Here is a 17091-nt window from a genome sequence, read left to right as displayed (position 1 = left end):
TTCGCAAGATGGTTCCTCGCCGGATGGCAGTCCCCCTGGGAAGAAGCAACATTGTCATTTTTTTCATTTCCATGTCGCTGGTGCTGACGCTGGCGCTGGGTGTCTACGCGAGCAATCGTCTTCTAACGCACTGGCTGGTCGTCCGGGGTCTTGAGCAAGCTTTCCTGCCGCAGGAAAAGACTTTCAACTCGATCCTGCAGGCATTGGCGAGCCGGATCGAAACCGAACCGGCAGCCGACATGTCCGCATTGCGGCTGACTGAAGAGGCTTCTGCCGACAGCCGGAAGCCGAACGACCTGGTTGGCGAATTGCAACGCAATGCCGGCCAGGCTGTGGACACATCCAGGGTACTGGACGCGGTCGCGATCTTCCCTGCGCCAACCGGATCCAGCCTCCAGCGCCCCTCACCGGTGCAAATTCACTGGCATAGTGAAGGGCGGCTTCGTACCAGCAATACGATCTCGCAGGCCAAGGCCGCTCTGAACGGCAACAGCCCGCTCGTTGCCATTCCGGACATGTCGTGGCACGGATCGTTTGGGGCGAATGCACTGATTGCCTACCGTCCCGAAGGAGCCTCCCCGGACTTTCCGGGGCTCTTGCTGTTGGTGACCCAGTCGGAGATCCTGAACGGGCTCACGCCGCTGATCTGGTTGATCAGTGCCGCGATTGGCGGTCTTTGCCTGGCTTCTTTCATGTTTGCTGGCATTCTCCTCTGGCTGCGCTTCTATGACCAGCTCCAGACCAGCAGAGACCTTCAGTATCTGGCGCATCACGACACGCTGACCGGTTTGCCGAACCGCGCCGTCTTCAACGCGCGCCTGACCGAAGCGCTGCGCCTTGCACAGGCCAAGGCTTCCAATATCGGCGTCATGCTGATCGATGTCGACAAGTTCAAGGAAATCAACGACACCTATGGTCATGGCATCGGCGACGTTTTTCTTCAGATCGTGGGGGAACGCCTGAAGGCGGTTTTCGGAAACCACCTGGTCGCACGCCTTTCAGGCGATGAATTTGCTGTCATGCTGACATCCTTGTCCGACCCCGCCCGCATGACCCGACTTGCAACGGACATGATTGCCGCCACTGAAGCTCCCTGCACGATCGACGGCAAGGACATCAGGATTTCGCTGTCCATTGGTCTTGCAAGGGCAACCGACGGCTCCTGGCGCGCCTCTCGTTTGCTTCATTGCGCGGATCTTGCTCTATATCGGGCCAAACACAGCGGGCGATCCACCTTCTCGTGGTACACACAAAGCCTTGATGCAGAGGCGCAGAAACGCAAGGAAGTGGAAGAAGGACTCGCCAAAGCGCTCAAGTTCAACCAGTTCAAGTTGCTCTATCAGCCGCAATATGCGCTGAAAGACGGAACACTGAAAGGCTATGAGGCGCTGATCCGCTGGGACCATCCCACCAAGGGTATCATCCGGCCGGACGATTTCATCCCGATTGCAGAAGACACGGGCCTTATCGAGGAAATCGGAACATGGGTCCTCAACCACGCCTGCCGCGAAGCAGCGTTATGGCAGGACCGCTCGCGCAAGGTCGCAGTCAATGTTTCTCCCGCTCAGTTCATTGCCGGCGAAACCCAGAAACGCGTTGCCCAGGCGCTTCAGAATTCCCGTCTAGACCCCAAGCGGCTTGAAATTGAAATCACCGAGAGCCTGCTGATTTCGAACACGGACGCCGTCATCGAGACACTTCAGCAGATCCGCGACATGGGTGTTTCTATCGCCATGGACGATTTCGGAACCGGCTACTCATCGCTGAGCTACCTGAGCCTGTTTCCCTTCGACAAGATCAAGATCGACAAGGCCTTCATCCAGAACCTCGGCAAGGATGTCAGTACCGACGCCATCGTGACGTCGATCGTGGGCCTCGGCCGCTCGCTGGATGTTACGATTACCGCGGAAGGTGTCGAAACCGAGGAACAGGCCATTCTGCTGAGCGCGGCCGGATGCGATCTCGTCCAGGGTTTCCTGTTCGGCAAGCCTGATACGGTTGCAAAACACGAGGCCGCGTATCCGGTGTTTCCACTCAGCCCAGCCGGTAGACGCTGGTTCCCCCGAATGCAGCAACAAACGACGTCGGCCCAGGTGCCGCCGCGCATTCGCCTTGCCCCCAAACTTGCCAAGAGCGTGAGGCCCGCTGCCCCGCCACCGGCAACTGGTGGGAACAGCAAAGACCCGACGCCGCAGATTGAACAGGTCCCCTTGCAGACTGCAGGCTGAAAACCGCGATTGCAGGTTTTCAGAGGTTGACCCCGGCCGCGGCATCCTGAGCGGCCGACTGCCGTTCGCGGTCTGCCTTGCGTTCGGAGTAACGATCGACGAGATAGTCCGATCGGCCACGAACCAGCAGCGTGAACTTGACGAGTTCTTCCATGACATCGACCACCCGGTCGTAAAGGGCCGATGGTTTCATCCGGCCATCGTCGTCAAATTCCTGGTAGGCCTTGGGCACCGACGACTGATTGGGGATGGTAACCATCCGCATCCAGCGGCCGAGGACACGCATCTGGTTGACCGCATTGAAAGACTGCGAACCTCCCGAAACCTGCATCAAGGCCAGTGTCTTGCCCTGTGTCGGCCGGATTGCGCCAAAACTCAGCGGGATCCAGTCAATCTGCGACTTGAGTACACCGGTCATTGCGCCATGGCGTTCGGGAGAGCACCAGACCTGTCCTTCGGACCAGGCACATAGATTTCTCAGTTCGGTGACTTTGGGATGATCGGCACCGCTGTCATCGGGAAGCGGCAGACCTGATGGATCGTAGATCCGGGTCTCCGCACCATAAGCCTGCAGCAGTCTTTGTGCTTCGTGCACGAGGAAGCGGCTGTAGGACCGCTCGCGCAGGGAACCGTAGAGCAGCAATATCCGCGGTGGATGCGACGGCCCCGTTGGAACCTGCAACTTTTCCCGGTCGATTTCCTGAAAGTCTGCCGCCGTCACGTTCTTCAAGTCTGCATGCGAACTTTTCGGCTCAGGCATCTGGCGCTCCGGACGAAACCACTTCGCCGTCTTCCTTGGTGAAAGACCCGATATCCTTTGGCAACAGGTCCAGCACCTTCTCGGACGGACGGCACAGGCGGACGCCTTTTTCCGACACCACGATCGGCCTGTTGATCAGGATCGGATGTTCCATCATGAAATCGATCAGTTGGTCGTCCGTCCACCTGTCCTCACCAAGACCCAATTCATCATAGGGCGTTCCCTTCTGGCGAAGGATGTCCCGCACCGGAAGACCGGTGCGCTTGATCAGGTCAACGAGTTCTTCGCGGCTCGGCGGCGTTTTCAGATATTCGATAACCTGCGGCTCAACGCCGGATTTACGGATCATTTCCAGCGTGTTGCGGGACGTGCCGCATTTCGGGTTGTGATAAATCGTCATGCTCATGTGAGGTATCGTCCTGTCAAAGTCCCGAAGGTTTCTTAAAATCTGCTGCCGGAAAACAGCAGACAGCGGGATCGTTGCCGCAGCAGTCTTCCATCAGAAAACCCAGAAGGTTCCGCATGCGGTCATAGTCGACAGCATAAAGAATATGCCTGCCCTCCCGGCGGGTCGTCAGCAGCCCGGCCCGTTCCAACGTGGTCAGATGAAACGACATCCTGGTTGGCTGTATGTCCAGTCGCTCGGCAACCGAGCCGGACGGCAAGCCATCTGGCCCGACCGTCATCAGCAACCGAAACGCCGCCAGCCGATCTTCCTGTGCCAAGGCGCCCAACGCAGAGACTGCTTCCTGATCTTTCATAATTCGACACTACAAGAAATTTTGGAATATTCAACAAATGAACACGAACATTCCCCTGTGTGCGATATCACATGGCTGCAGCGGCGCGAGCGGCCTGATCGTAGTTGCCGGACACCAGTCGCAATGTAGCGGCAAGTTTGGAGAGTTCGTTTTCGTCGAGGCCCAGCGCTTTCATTGGCTTGACCAGGAGAGCCTCGCGCAGACGCCGGTACTCAAGGCAGGCAGTTTCGCCTGATTTCGTGATTTCGGCGGTCTTTTCCTTGCCCCGACGGCCAGATGAAATGAGGCCAGCCTTTTCAAGCTTCTTCAGCGCATAGGTAACCGTGTGAGTGTCTTCGATGTTCAGCACAAGACAGATGTCTGACAGTGTCTTGGCTCGGCCACGGTGATTGACCGAATGAAGCACAAGCACATCCAGAGGTCCAAGTCCCTGCGACCCGCTGGCCGCCATACAGCGTACCATCCATCGGTGATAGGCATTGACCATCATGGTCACCGCGAATTCGATCTCCGAAAGCGCAGGCATTGCACCGGAGGCAAGATGCGCTGCAGAGACAACAGGCCCGATGGGGGCATCGCTTCTGGAGTCGGGATTATCCGTCACATCTGATCTCCGGCACATTTTGGTTTTTCAGCAGGCCTCCAACCGAAACCGGTCGAAGGCCCTTTTCTGATCGTATCAAAGGTGTGCGTACATCCGCCCCTGTTCGTTCACGGGAAGAAATGCACTAGTTGCTCAACATCGTCTGCGGCAACCAAAGAGCCAAGCCCGGAAAGGCCACAATCAAGACGATTGCCAGGATCATCAACAGGAAGAACGGCAAGGCCATGCGGGCAACCTTGAAGATGTTGTACCCGGTCATGCCTTGCAGCACGAACAGATTGAACCCGACAGGTGGCGTGATCTGGCTCATTTCGACAACCAGCACCAGGTAAATACCGAACCAGATGAGATCGAGGCCAGCCTGCTCCACCATAGGAAGGATCACGGAGGTCGTCAGAACCACCACCGAAATGCCATCCAGAAAACACCCGAGCACCACGAAGAACAGCGTCAGGGCAATCAGGAGCGCATAGGGTGACAGGTTCAGCGAGCCGATCCATGCAGCCAACTCACGCGGGATGCCGGTGTACCCCATGGCAACGGTCAGGAATGCTGCGCCGGCCAGAATGAACGCGATCATGCAGGATGTCCGCGTTGCGCCCATCAACGCTTCAGCGAAGCTCTTGCGGTTCAACGTTCCGCTTACCCAGGACAGAAGCAAGGCCAGCATGACGCCGATGGCCGCCGCCTCTGTGGGCGAAGCAAGACCCGCATAGATCGAGCCGATCACACCCACGATCAGACCGATCACCGGAAACAGCCTGCGCGTTGCAAGAAGTCGCTCGATGAAGGGAATGACTTCCTCCTTCGCAGGCATCTTCTCCTTGTTCAGCAGTGCCCAGATCGCGACATAGCCCATGAACAGGAGGCAAAGCATTGCCCCTGGCAGAACGCCTGCCATGAACAACCGGGCAATCGACTGCTCGGTCGCAGCGCCATAAACAATCAGGATGATCGATGGCGGAATGAGCAGGCCCAGTGTACCCGACCCTGCCAGTGTGCCGATCGCCATGCGTTCGTCATACCCGCGCTGCTTCAGTTCGGGCAGAGACATACGACCGATGGTGGCGGTGGTAGCGGCTGAAGAACCCGACACGGCGGCAAAGATACCGCACCCGAGAATGTTCACATGCAGCAGCCGGCCCGGCAGATTGCGCATCCAGGGAGAAAGACCGGCGAACATGTCCTCCGACAGACGAGATCGGAACAGGATTTCACCCATCCAGATGAACATGGGCAGCGCCGTCAGATCCCAGGAGTTCGATGCCCCCCAAACCGTCGTTGCCAGAACGGGTCCGGCAGGCGCGGACACAAGAACCATCATTGCGGCAAGCGCGACGGCAAACAGCGCAACGGCTACCCAGATACCGGTTGCAAGCGCGGCCAGCATTCCAATGCCGAGCAGGAGGGCGACAAGGGAGAGATCCATTATTCTTTCCCCTCTATCGGATCGGCCTTCACGACCGATTCAAAACTCGGCTCCTTGCCAGTGAGCGCCATGATCAGGTCGTCCAGCAAAGCGATTGAGAACACCAGCAGCCCGAAAGTCATCACCGACTGTGGAAAGACGAGCGGGATCGGAATGACGCCGTAGGAGGTTTCGTTGAATTTGAAGCTGTCGAGCGCAAGCTGTCCGGCGTTCCATGTAAAGAATGCCGCCAGCGCAAGAGCGACCGCAACCGCCCAGACATTCAGGATACGCGCCCCAGCTTTGGGCACGGACTGCAGCAGGATCGCGACCCTGATGTGATCACCGTTGCGCAGCGTCCCGGATAGGGCAAGAAAGGATGCCCCTACCAGCAGAAAACCTGCAATTTCAGCAAGTGAAGGAACCTGCAGCCCGAGTGGCTCAAGACCAAAAACCGTTCGAGACCAGTCGAATATGCGTCCAAACACCTGAAGAACAACGAGACTGGCAATGACAACGAGACAACACGCAGCCATAGCCGTTGACGCTTTATAAAGCGTATTCAAAGCCTTTCGCATCGGCTTCCCCTACCGGATGTGCAGCTGATATTAAAAAAACGCCGGACTTGTTAGGTCCGGCGCTTCTTTAGCTGTTTAGTTTTTATAGGCTTCGAGAACGGCTTGGCCGGTTTCACCGGCTTCCTCTTGCCATTCGGCAGCCATCGTCTCGCCGATTGCTGCGAGATCCTGGATAAGCTCGCTGCTCGGCTGAACGACAGTGATGCCGTTGTCGACCAGAACCTGGGTCTGCGTCTTGGTTTCTACCTTGGAAGCTTCCCAGCCGCGCTTCTCAGCAACATCGGCGGCTTCAAGGACAGCTGCCTTTTCGTCGTCGCTCAGGGCGTCGAAAGCACCCTTGTTGACGAACACCATGTTTTTCGGCAGCCAGGCCTGGGTGTCATGATAGTGGCTCAGGAAGTCCCATGCCTTGGAATTCGCACCGGTGGACGGTGACGTGATCATGGCTTCGACACGACCGGTGGAAAAGGCGGTCGGAATATCCGGCACTTCAACCTGCGTCGGCACGGCGCCAGCCAGCTGGGCCAGGCGTTCAGTCGCTGTGTTGTAGGCACGGAATTTCAAACCCTTGAGATCATCACCCTTGGCGATTTCCTTCTTGGCGTAGATACCCTGGGGCGGCCACGGCACGGCATACAGCAGCTGCAGTCCCTGCTCGCCGAGCTTTTCTTCCAGTGCAGGCTTCGACGCCTGGTAAAGCTTCCAAGCCTGATCATAGGACGGAGCCAGGAAAGGAACGGAATCCACCCCGAAGACCGCATCTTCGTTGGAAAGGCGGGACACCAGAATTTCGCCGATCGGGGCAAGCCCCTTGCGGACCGAGTTCTTGATTTCCGGATGCTTGAACAGCGATCCCGCAGAGTGGATCTGAATGACCAGCGAGCCGTCAGTCTTTTCCTTCACTTCTTCAGCGAAGGCAGCAATGTTCTGTGTGTGAAAGTTGCTGTCACCATAAGGTGTCGGCATGTCCCACTTGGTTTCAGCGGAAGCAGCGGTGAAACCCGCAAGGCCAAATGCGGCGGCAGCAGCCAGATGGATTCCGGCACGTGTCAGGGAACGAGATTGCAGCATGATTTTCTCCTCTAGGAAGCGGGGATTACCCGTCGGGATGCTGCTCGAGGTGCATTCTTCGAACACCTTGTGGAGCACATCTTCACAAACACTAGACTCAAAAACCACCAACATCAACAATTTATCGATAAATTGTGATTGTCATCTTCAAAACCAAACCGTCCTTCCCTCCGCGAAAAGGATTGGCTAGCGTTCCGGCCAGACAACCTGGAAACCTGAATTCGTGCCAAACACCAACCAACCCTTCTTAAATGGCAACAGCGCCAACCGCCTGATTTTGGCACTCATTTTGGCAGTGGCGGCCTTGCTACGCTTTCAGAACCTGGACAGGACGAGCCTTTGGTACGATGAAGCCGTCAGCTGGAGCCAGTCCAAGGGAACCATCGCGGAGCTGTTGACCGCCGTTGCAGCTGACAATTATCCGCCACTGCATAATATTTTGCTCTGGCTGACGATGCCCTTGGCAGGTGACAGTGAAACAGCATTGCGCTTGCCATCCGTGCTGTTGGGCGTTCTTGCCGTCTGGCTAATCTTTCTGACTGGCAAGACGCTGGCCGGAAACACCACTGGCCTGCTTGCTGCCGCTCTCCTGACCGTCTCACCGTTCCACATCTGGTATTCGACAGAAGCCCGCATGTATGCCCTGCTGGCAACATGCGGGCTCGCCTTTCTGCTTCTGGTTCTGAAAAACCTTGAAAGGCCATCGGCCTGGCGGCTGGTGGCGCTTGGAGTGGCTGGAGCCCTGTTCCTCTACAGTCACATCTACGCCCTTCTGGGCTTCGCATCCGTTGGTGTGGTCTGCGGCATCCTGGCATTGACCGGCATTTTGAAATCCGGCCGCATCAGTCTCACCAATGCGGTTCTTGTCTGCCTTGCAATGGCAGCGAGCGGGCTTGCCTTTTTACCTTGGTTGATCATCCTGGCGATGCGAGCAAGGTCGGTGGCCGAAGAAGGCTTCTGGATTGCTTATCCTGATCCGACGTTTCTCATCAACATCGCTTTCAGCATAGCCGGGTCGCTGCCATTGTTCTGGGTACTGGCAGGTTTGGCTATCGCCAGTCTCCTGACCGTCGTTCACATGCCAGGCAGGTACTTCGGCAAACCGCAAAGTGCGGACGCAATCCTCGTTTGCTTTGCCTACACCGTTGGGCCACCGCTTTTGGCCTATCTCTATTCCATAAGCGTGCAGCCGATCCTTTTTGATCGATACCTGATCGCGGCATGGCCAGGGCTTGTCCTGCTCGCCTCGGTAACAGCCCAGCGCCTGGCGCCGCAGGTTGCACCGATCGCATTGTTTGCTGCCGCGATATGGTTGAGTTTCCCCGAATTGAAATTCACGCTGCTGGAGAGAATACGCCCCGAATGGCGCCTGATTGCACGGGACTATCTGGAACAGAAAGCCGATGGCGATCATCTCTTGCTGTTCAAGGGATTTGCCGCACCGGCGCTGTCTTATTACCTGCGCGACCCCAACACCTTCACGCCAGTTGAGACAATTGCCGAAATAAACAAGGGCACCGCTGATGCCCGATGGCTATTGATCGTCCACACAAGCAGTGAGGAACTAAGCAAAGCGCAAGAAGCCTTTGCCCCGCGGGAAGGCACTCCGGCAGCCAGGCGCTTTGGCTGGGGAGCCAGTGGCCTGACACTTTTGGAGCGAGGCCCTGTCGAATAATCTCACTCGCCTGGATGCAAGTCGCAAAACAACCAGAAACAGACAGCAATAGCCGCAAGTACCCCTGCACCAATTGCAACTTCCAGCAAAAGCCCAAGCAGGGAAACGCCGAGAAGCAGGGCGACAAGCAGGAAGATGCCAACGAACCAGAGGTCTGCTGTCAGTATACTGATTGTGAAGTCGACAGCCTCCGCCAGACGCAGCAGAAACGGATCCCGTTCTTCTGATTTATCGTTTTCCGACATCGCCAGCTTTCAGTTTTCCCTTTTACCACAAGGTCATATGGGGGTACCGCAGGCGATAAAAAGATCAAATAACAACCCATTCAGATTTTTTCATCGACATTTTATCGATAAAATGTCAGCATAAATTCACTTGCTATCAAAACGCTAATTATCGGCATGGAATCGCGTGTTCCTTAAAGCCGGCAGCATCAGAGGGAAGATCATGACAGCCAAGTGGGATTTCTGGATCGACCGTGGCGGCACCTTTACCGACATCGTCGGCAGGTCACCGTACGGCACGCTGCATCCGCACAAGGTGCTCTCCGAAAATCCGGAAGCCTATCGCGATGCCGCCATTCAAGGCATCCGGGAATTGCTTGGTGTGGAAAAAGGCGCGACTATTCCCTCGGACAAGATCGCGACCGTAAAGATGGGCACGACCGTTGCCACCAACGCACTTCTGGAGCGCAAGGGTGAGCGAACAGCTCTGTTCATCACGAAAGGCTTTCGGGATGCACTCGAGATCGGCTACCAGGCGCGACCGCATATTTTTGCCAAGGAAATCATAAAGCCTGAGCTGCTCTATGAGAGCGTCCACGAGATCGTCGAACGTGTCCGCGCCGATGGCGAACTGGAACTCGCACTGGACGAAGGACAGGCCCGTAGTGCAATGCAGGCCGCTTGGGATGACGGCATTCGCTCCATCGCAATCGTGCTGATGCACGCTTACGCCTATCCGGCCCATGAACAACTTCTGAAAAAGATTGCTGAAGACATCGGCTTCCCGCAGATCTCGGTGTCCCATGAAGTGTCACCGCTGATGAAGCTGGTGGGACGCGGCGACACCACTGTGGTCGACGCCTATCTGTCACCCATTCTGCGCCGCTATGTGAACCAGGTACAGGAAGAACTGGGCGAAGGTCCGCGGCTGATGTTCATGCAGTCTTCCGGAGGTCTCACCGCTGCAGACCTCTTCCAGGGCAAGGACGCAATCCTGTCCGGCCCGGCCGGAGGTGTTGTCGGCGCAGTCGAAACCTCACGTATGGCCGGTTTCGAAAAGATCATCGGTTTTGACATGGGCGGCACGTCTACAGACGTCTGTCACTACGACGGCGACTACGAACGCGCATTCGAAACGGAAGTCGCCGGTGTGCGCATGCGCGCTCCGATGATGATGATCCATACGGTTGCAGCTGGCGGCGGTTCGATCCTTCATTATGCCGACGGCCGCTTTCAGGTGGGCCCCGATTCAGCCGGGGCAAATCCGGGTCCGGCCTGTTACCGACGCGGCGGGCCTCTCACCGTTACAGACGCCAACCTGATGACAGGCAAACTGGCACCGGAATTCTTTCCGAAGATCTTTGGCCCGGACCAGGATCAGCCGCTTGACGGCGATGTAGTTCGCAAACGTTTCACGGATCTGGCTGTGCGCATTGGCGATGGACGCACCCCGGAAGATGTTGCAGACGGCTTCTTGAAAATCGCCGTCGAGAACATGGCCAATGCCATCAAGAAGATTTCGGTCCAACGCGGCTACGACGTGACCGAATACGCGTTGACCTGCTTCGGTGGCGCTGGTGGCCAGACCGGCTGCCGCGTTGCTGACAGTCTTGGCATGAAGACCGTCATTCTGCACCCGTTCTCGGGCATCCTGTCGGCATACGGCATGGGACTGGCTGATATCCGCGCAGACCGGCAACAGGCCGTCGTCAAGACACTTACGGACGATTTGATCCCTGAACTGCAGGCTCTTCGTGATCAGCTTGCCAGCCAGACGGAAGCGGAACTCGACAGGCAGTCGATCACTGCCGCCGCGCGCCGCACGACCGCAACCGCGCATTTGCGTTACGACGGCACGGACACGCCGCTACCGGTCCCCCTCGGGTCCGTCTCTGAAATGCGGGCAGCCTTCGAGGATGCACACAAGAAACAGTTCGGCTTTGCCTATGAGAAAAAGCCGGTCGTCGTTGAAGCACTGGAAGTCGAAACGGCCGGTGGCGGCGCCGGTCTCACCGAGCCGGATCTGACATTGGCCACAGGGACGCCCTCCCCGGCAACCTCCACAAGCATTTACTCCGAAGGCACCTGGCACAAGGCCGGTATCTTCAAACGCGAAGTGCTGAAACCGGGCATGAAGGTGACCGGACCTGCGGTGATCATCGAACCACATGCCACGATCGCGGTTGAAGACGGCTGGCAGGCAGAGATCAATTCAAAGGATCACGTGATCCTGAAGCGTATCGTGCCGTTGAAACGCGCAGAAGCCATTGGAACGCACGCTGACCCCGTCATGCTCGAAGTGTTCAACAACCTGTTCATGTCTATCGCGGAACAGATGGGGGTCACCCTTCAGAACACCGCATACTCGGTCAACATCAAGGAACGTCTTGATTTCTCTTGTGCCGTCTTCGACGCAGATGGCGCCCTGGTTGCCAACGCACCACACATGCCGGTTCATCTGGGGTCCATGGACCGTTCGGTGGAAACGGTCATCAAGCTCAACAAGGGCAAGATCAAGCCGGGCGACGTGTTTGCATTGAACGCCCCATACAACGGTGGCACGCACTTACCGGATATCACAGTTGTGTCGCCGGTCTTCGATGATGAAGGCAAGGAGATCCTTTTCTGGTCGGCGTCCCGTGGCCACCATGCTGATGTCGGCGGCTCCGCCCCTGGCTCCATGACGCCGCGCGCGACCAACGTGGACGAGGAAGGTGTTCTGTTCGACAACTTCAAGATCGTCGACGAAGGACGTTTCTGCGAACAGGAACTGGTTGAGCTTCTGACCAACCATCCCTACCCCGCCCGCAACCCGCATCAGAACGTCGCCGATCTGTCCGCACAGATCGCGGCAAACGAAAAGGGTATCCAGGAACTTCGGAAGATGGTCACCCATTTCGGACTGGACGTGGTCCAGGCCTATATGGGGCACGTCCAGGACAACGCGGAAGAAAGCGTTCGCCGCGTGATCGAGGCGCTGAAGGACTCCGAATACGAGTACCCGACTGACCAGGGCTCTGTAATCAAGGTCAAGATTACCGTCGACAAATCAAAGCGCGAGGCAACGGTCGACTTTACCGGGACCTCGGGCGTCAAGCCGAACAACTTCAATGCGCCGGAACCTGTGACCCGTGCGGCAATCCTTTATTGCTTCCGGGTGATGGTAGACGGCGACATTCCGATGAACGCCGGCTGTCTCAAACCGATCAACATCATCATTCCGGATGACTGCATGTTGCGGCCTTCCTATCCGGCTGCGGTCGTGGCGGGCAACGTGGAAACGTCCCAGCATGTCACCAATGCCGTCTTCGCAGCTCTTGGTGCCATGGCCAATGCTCAGGGAACGATGAACAACCTGACATTTGGCAACAACACGTATCAGTACTATGAAACCATCTGTTCCGGCTCGCCGGCAGGGCCTGGCTTCAATGGTACGGATGGTGTCCATACCCACATGACCAACTCCCGGCTAACCGACCCAGAAGTATTGGAGTTCCGTTTCCCGGTTCTCCTGGAGGATTTCCACATCCGCAAGGGGTCCGGTGGCAAAGGCAAGTTGTCAGCGGGTGACGGCACCAAGCGGACCTTGCGTTTCCTTGAGAAAATGGACTGTGCGATCCTGGCGTCCCACCGTACTGTTCCGCCGAAAGGATTGGACGGTGGCAGCGACGGCGAACTCGGCCGCACCGAAGTTCGGCGGCTGAATGGCGAGATCCAACAACTGGAGGGCTGTGATCAGACGGTTCTCGAGGCAGGAGAAGCGGTCACCGTCATCACGCCCACGGCGGGTGGTTGGGGCCACGCCTGATCCAAATTCCAATAGATCGAAGAAAAAGAACGGCCATCTGATTGGGTGGCCGTTTTTTTGTTGCTCCGCCGCAGGTTTGCACATCGTCACTTCTACCTATACGAGAATTATTCTTTCTCTCAGGGACAAAGTTTACCGTTTTTTCAATCTGAGTCCGCCTAAACTGACACAACCTCAACTCTGCCGCTGCCCATGGCGACGAGAAACTCGGGCTTTTGAGATATGTTTGCATCAAATCCCATTGCAACTTCGGTTGCCGCGAAAATTCTAGCACTGGTTGCCTTCCTCAGTCTTGGCCTGCTTGTTGTGGCCACAGTCGCCATCATTCAGATGGGTTTAATCGGGAAGGAACTTCAAAACATTGCGGATAAGGATATTCCACTCACGCAAGCAATCAGTCAGGTTGCCAATCATCAACTACAGCAGGCAGCGGTGATTGAACGGATCATGCGCGTGTCCGGCCTGACCTCCGGCGAAGATGCTGAATCAACCGCTGCCTTGAAATCCACTTTGGCCGCACTGAACGAACAGGTTTCCGATGAAATTCTGAAAGCGGAAGCACTCGCCCTTTCGGCGCTGGAAAAGTCGGCATCCGACACGCAACGGGACGAGTTTTCCCAAACGCTCGAACAGCTCAAACGCATCGAGAATGAGTATCAAACCTATTCTGCAGAAATAGCTGGTATCTTGGCGAAGATCGAACAGAACAACCTCTCTGATGCGAGCACCCTTCTCGTTGAGTTGGAAAAGGAACAGACTCGCCTCGACCATGAACTGGTGTCGCTACTCACCGAGATCGAGCGTTTTACGCAAACAGCAGCGTCATCTGCAGAAGAACATGAGAAACAGGCCTTTCAGCAAATCGCGATCACCGCGGCGCTGACTTTGATTTTGTGCCTTGTCGGCTCAGTCCTTTTCGCCAGATATCTGATTTCCCGTCCCTTGCACCAGGTCACCGCAGGCCTTCTGGAGCTCGCTAGAGGCAACACGGATGTGGAAGTCAATGTACGCACGAATGACGAAATCGGTCAGGTGGCAAGCGCATTCGAAACCTTCCGTGAAAACACGATCGAGATGAAGCGCCTGCAGGAACAGGCTCGCGAAGAAGAAATGCAGGCAGAAGCGGATCGTCGCGATACAAGATTGCGGTTGGCCGACGAGCTTGAAAGGCTCCTGATGACCAGCTGCGACACAGCGGTTTCTGCATTGAGTGAACTTGCGTCCGGTGCCGACGAATTGGCGCGCAACAGTCATGAGACCATTGAAAGGTCCAACACGGTTGCCGCTGCAGCCGAACAGGCCACAGCATCGGTCCAATCTGTTGCATCCGCGTCTGAGGAACTGGCGAGTTCAATTCACGAAATCAGCCGCCAGATTACACTCGCGAATTCCTCCACCTCTCGTACATCTGAACAGGCTGAAGTTTCCGGAGAGACAGTCGGAAAACTGTCTACATCGGCAGAGGAGATCACGGATGTCCTGAAACTGATCAGCGACATTGCTGCCCAGACCAATCTGCTGGCCTTGAACGCAACTATCGAAGCAGCGAGAGCTGGCGAAGCAGGCAAGGGATTTGCCGTCGTGGCTTCTGAAGTAAAGGCGCTTGCCACGCAAACCGGACAGGCAACCGATCAGATTGGTTCACAGCTGAGCGGTGTCCAGTCCGGGGCGGCAACCTGTTCTGATGCAATTACCACGGTTGTCAAAGCCATGATGGAAATTCGCGAACAGATTTCCGGAATTGCCTCTGCGATTGAAGAGCAAAACGCAGTTACGTCAGAAATAGCCAAAAACGCGCATCAGGTCGCGCAAGGCAGTGCCGACATTACCTTCAATATCTCCGAAGTGAACCAGGCAGCGCAGGTATCCGGCGACAGGGTGCAGGAAGTCGTGGGAGGCATTCAGAACATCTCCTCCCAGATAACGACAATTCGCGACGGGTTGGGCGATTTTCTCGGTCACCTGCGCGCAGCTTGACAACTGCTTGCCACGCTCTCCGGAACACTAGCCAAAACGACTGACCGCTGCCCCGTGTCCGCAACGCGGACACGGGGATCTGGAACCATCCGGGTTCCAACTCCCGTTCCTGCGGTTAATCCGTGCAGACCAGATAATTCCAAAAGACCGATCTGTCGCTTGCCGGACCAATGCAAAGCTCGATACAGATCTTTTCGGGAACCCGTCTCTTCAAGATCTTCACATTGTTCATGGGAAATCTCAGCGACCCTTGCTCCACCAGGAGCAGAACGCGGTTGCGCGAGAGACCAAGCCCTTTTGCAAGGACCTTATCCAGACGAACCTGGACGTGATCCGAATTCAGGATTGTCAGTGCCACAGTGCAGGCATCTGCACAATCGCCGGCAACCATTCGTCGTTTCAGGCTGAAATCAGTGCCCCCCTTGCCTCCGCCTCTCCCTTTGGTGTTGCAGGCGAAGGTGCTCGCCACTCCCTCATCGTTCCGCTGCAAGGCTTCCATGAGTTCTGCCGAAAGGCTGCTCACGGCTCGACGTTCAAAAATGGCCCTGTTCCATCTGCTTCCACAGACATCGCAACGATAGATCAGCCAGGCGTCAAGCTGGCTTCCATTCGCGTTCAACCGGAATTTGCCCGTCGAACCAAAAGGCTTCACAAATCCGCATCGTTGGCAGGGACGCTTTATTCTAGGTGTCTGAGAACGGACAACGGACCATTCCATGTTCAATATAGACGACATTCCGTGGGTCTTCCTCGCACGGGAAGTCCGTCACAGGCAGTCGGGACGGCCGGACAGCGTCAGCTATCGGCACTCAGTCTGGCTGGAAGCTTTTTCGAAATGTATGCAGTGAACCGAAACAGGATCAGATGCGCATGGCCAAGCCACACCGGCCCCGATCCGCCGCCAGGACGAACAAAGTTCATGACGCATTCGAGCGAATGCATGGCGGGATCGATGACCGGTCAGAGTGTTGGCAAAACAAACGTCCAAATTGAAACAGATGAGCCTCGATAGCGCTTACGAAAATGACAAGCAAGCTCAACTTGGAGTTTCGACGAGACGTCGTTTGAATTGTGTTCAGGTGTTGCGCGCCTGCAAAGCCAGAGCGACCAGTGCAGGCCTCAGTTCAGACGGATCTTCCAATGGATCTGCAAACCAGAGACGTTCAACCTTATCTCCAGCCACAAGATCAACGCCTTCGGGATCCAGACAGGCAAGCCGCCAATTGGCCTCTCCGGCCTTCAGCAAATTCTGCGCATAAAGTTTCACCGCATCCCTATGGTCTGCGTTCATATGCGCAACCGCTCCGGCTTCCATTGAAGACCAGTCACCAGGCGAACTAACTTTTGCCAATAAGTCCTCTTCCTCCAATTCAAAAGCCTTGCCAAAGCCTCCATTCAGGCTGGCCCTGGAGAGCTCCAACCTGAAAAAGGAAAAGTCTCCGAAATCGACATAAAGTTCGGCTTTGGGATGACGAGAGAGGTAACGGTTGCGCAACCGCTCATGATCCGAACTTCCTCTCGATATCTTCAGTGCCTTGCAGAAAAGAGAAATTCTCGGATGAGCGAGCGGATCGCCTTTTCCAGGTTCGCCCAACAATAGCGAACATGAAGGGTTCTCCAGAATTGCCGCCGTGTGTCCGGACAATGTACTTGTGAGGATGACAGGTGCACCATCCAAATCGGTCGCCACCGCAACCCGACTGGCAAGTGGATGCCGCGTTTCGGCTTCGAGCACCGCCAAAGCACCAAACCTCGCGGTTCTGATCAACTCCTTGGCCAATCTTCTGGCTTGATCATCGGTCGGCCGGATTACTGATTTCGGTTCTTTTTCCAGGCTCACGGCCCCTCCAAGTTCTGTTTTCTGTCGGCGCAGACAATTTGCATTCCACGGTTTTCGCCTTCCCCCCGAATTCTGAACGTCAGATGAACAGACATCTCAGAACCGGTTCAGGGCGCCTATGCGATTGTCTCACCATCAGATACGGCGCCAATCGAGA

Annotated in this window: 14 protein-coding genes; 4 read left to right on the top strand and 10 right to left on the bottom strand. The window is 56.3% G+C overall.

Features of this window, described 5'->3' with window-relative positions; all coding sequences use genetic code 11:
* Positions 1–23 precede the first annotated feature (23 nt).
* Positions 24–2228: a bifunctional diguanylate cyclase/phosphodiesterase gene (locus tag FIU93_RS14570; protein WP_209010129.1), complete on the top strand. Its 2205-nt coding sequence runs from the start codon at positions 24–26 to the stop codon at positions 2226–2228.
* Positions 2229–2247: 19 nt separating this feature from the next.
* Here the strand turns inward: FIU93_RS14570 and arsH are convergent, their stop codons facing one another.
* The 7 genes from arsH to FIU93_RS14535 form a co-directional block, all read right to left on the bottom strand.
* Complete coding sequence (arsH, locus tag FIU93_RS14565; RefSeq protein WP_173017334.1) at positions 2248–2988, bottom strand: arsenical resistance protein ArsH; 741 nt, start codon at positions 2986–2988, stop codon at positions 2248–2250.
* Positions 2981–3394: an arsenate reductase (glutaredoxin) gene (gene arsC, locus FIU93_RS14560; protein WP_055655490.1), complete on the bottom strand. Its 414-nt coding sequence runs from the start codon at positions 3392–3394 to the stop codon at positions 2981–2983. Before arsC ends, arsH begins: the two co-directional genes overlap by 8 nt.
* 16 nt (positions 3395–3410) lie before the next feature.
* Positions 3411–3749, bottom strand: coding sequence for a metalloregulator ArsR/SmtB family transcription factor (locus tag FIU93_RS14555; RefSeq protein WP_152505994.1), 339 nt, complete (start codon positions 3747–3749; stop codon positions 3411–3413).
* A gap of 67 nt (positions 3750–3816) precedes the next feature.
* Positions 3817–4371, bottom strand: a complete 555-nt coding sequence (locus FIU93_RS14550; RefSeq protein WP_152505993.1) for a winged helix DNA-binding protein — start codon at positions 4369–4371, stop codon at positions 3817–3819.
* Positions 4372–4477: 106 nt separating this feature from the next.
* On the bottom strand, positions 4478–5782 hold the full coding sequence (locus FIU93_RS14545; protein ID WP_152505992.1) for a TRAP transporter large permease subunit: 1305 nt from the start codon (positions 5780–5782) through the stop codon (positions 4478–4480).
* Positions 5782–6297, bottom strand: a complete 516-nt coding sequence (locus FIU93_RS14540) for a TRAP transporter small permease (RefSeq protein WP_286202359.1) — start codon at positions 6295–6297, stop codon at positions 5782–5784. Before FIU93_RS14540 ends, FIU93_RS14545 begins: the two co-directional genes overlap by 1 nt.
* 117 nt (positions 6298–6414) lie before the next feature.
* Positions 6415–7410: a TRAP transporter substrate-binding protein gene (locus FIU93_RS14535; protein ID WP_173017333.1), complete on the bottom strand. Its 996-nt coding sequence runs from the start codon at positions 7408–7410 to the stop codon at positions 6415–6417.
* Positions 7411–7633: 223 nt separating this feature from the next.
* On the opposite strand from FIU93_RS14535, the gene FIU93_RS14530 reads away from it, so the two are divergent.
* On the top strand, positions 7634–9085 hold the full coding sequence (locus FIU93_RS14530; RefSeq protein ID WP_152505989.1) for a glycosyltransferase family 39 protein: 1452 nt from the start codon (positions 7634–7636) through the stop codon (positions 9083–9085).
* A gap of 2 nt (positions 9086–9087) precedes the next feature.
* Here FIU93_RS14530 and FIU93_RS14525 read toward each other — a convergent pair whose 3' ends face one another.
* A complete protein-coding gene (locus FIU93_RS14525; protein ID WP_152505988.1) occupies positions 9088–9330 on the bottom strand; it encodes a hypothetical protein in 243 nt (80 codons plus the stop codon).
* A gap of 202 nt (positions 9331–9532) precedes the next feature.
* On the opposite strand from FIU93_RS14525, the gene FIU93_RS14520 reads away from it, so the two are divergent.
* Positions 9533–13117 carry a hydantoinase B/oxoprolinase family protein gene (locus tag FIU93_RS14520; RefSeq protein WP_152505987.1) on the top strand — a complete coding sequence of 1195 codons (3585 nt, stop codon included), beginning with the start codon at positions 9533–9535 and terminating at the stop codon, positions 13115–13117.
* Between the two features lie 432 nt (positions 13118–13549).
* Positions 13550–15094 carry a methyl-accepting chemotaxis protein gene (locus FIU93_RS14515; RefSeq protein ID WP_209010128.1) on the top strand — a complete coding sequence of 515 codons (1545 nt, stop codon included), beginning with the start codon at positions 13550–13552 and terminating at the stop codon, positions 15092–15094.
* 115 nt (positions 15095–15209) lie between these two features.
* Here the strand turns inward: FIU93_RS14515 and FIU93_RS14510 are convergent, their stop codons facing one another.
* On the bottom strand, positions 15210–15812 hold the full coding sequence (locus FIU93_RS14510; protein WP_228872737.1) for a DUF1062 domain-containing protein: 603 nt from the start codon (positions 15810–15812) through the stop codon (positions 15210–15212).
* Between the two features lie 357 nt (positions 15813–16169).
* Positions 16170–16934 (bottom strand): DUF2470 domain-containing protein, encoded by a 765-nt coding sequence (locus tag FIU93_RS14505; RefSeq protein WP_152505984.1) that lies wholly within the window; start codon positions 16932–16934, stop codon positions 16170–16172.
* Between the last annotated feature and the right edge of the window lie 157 nt (positions 16935–17091).

The sequence above is a fragment of the Labrenzia sp. THAF35 genome (assembly GCF_009363595.1).
Classification (GTDB): domain Bacteria; phylum Pseudomonadota; class Alphaproteobacteria; order Rhizobiales; family Stappiaceae; genus Roseibium; species Roseibium algicola.
Note: the sequence above shows the minus strand (reverse complement) of the source record. Positions and strands in the feature narration are given on the sequence as shown.

Excerpts from the sequence above, each read along its gene's own strand:
- FIU93_RS14570 (WP_209010129.1), top strand. The coding sequence starts at position 24 with ATGGCAGTCCCCCTGGGAAGAAGCAACATTGTCATTTTTTTCATTTCC.
- arsH (WP_173017334.1), bottom strand. The coding sequence starts at position 2,988 with ATGCCTGAGCCGAAAAGTTCGCATGCAGACTTGAAGAACGTGACGGCG.
- arsC (WP_055655490.1), bottom strand. The coding sequence starts at position 3,394 with ATGAGCATGACGATTTATCACAACCCGAAATGCGGCACGTCCCGCAAC.
- FIU93_RS14555 (WP_152505994.1), bottom strand. The coding sequence starts at position 3,749 with ATGAAAGATCAGGAAGCAGTCTCTGCGTTGGGCGCCTTGGCACAGGAA.
- FIU93_RS14550 (WP_152505993.1), bottom strand. The coding sequence starts at position 4,371 with ATGTGCCGGAGATCAGATGTGACGGATAATCCCGACTCCAGAAGCGAT.
- FIU93_RS14545 (WP_152505992.1), bottom strand. The coding sequence starts at position 5,782 with ATGGATCTCTCCCTTGTCGCCCTCCTGCTCGGCATTGGAATGCTGGCC.
- FIU93_RS14540 (WP_286202359.1), bottom strand. The coding sequence starts at position 6,297 with ATGGCTGCGTGTTGTCTCGTTGTCATTGCCAGTCTCGTTGTTCTTCAG.
- FIU93_RS14535 (WP_173017333.1), bottom strand. The coding sequence starts at position 7,410 with ATGCTGCAATCTCGTTCCCTGACACGTGCCGGAATCCATCTGGCTGCT.
- FIU93_RS14525 (WP_152505988.1), bottom strand. The coding sequence starts at position 9,330 with ATGTCGGAAAACGATAAATCAGAAGAACGGGATCCGTTTCTGCTGCGT.
- FIU93_RS14520 (WP_152505987.1), top strand. The coding sequence starts at position 9,533 with ATGACAGCCAAGTGGGATTTCTGGATCGACCGTGGCGGCACCTTTACC.
- FIU93_RS14510 (WP_228872737.1), bottom strand. The coding sequence starts at position 15,812 with ATGGAATGGTCCGTTGTCCGTTCTCAGACACCTAGAATAAAGCGTCCC.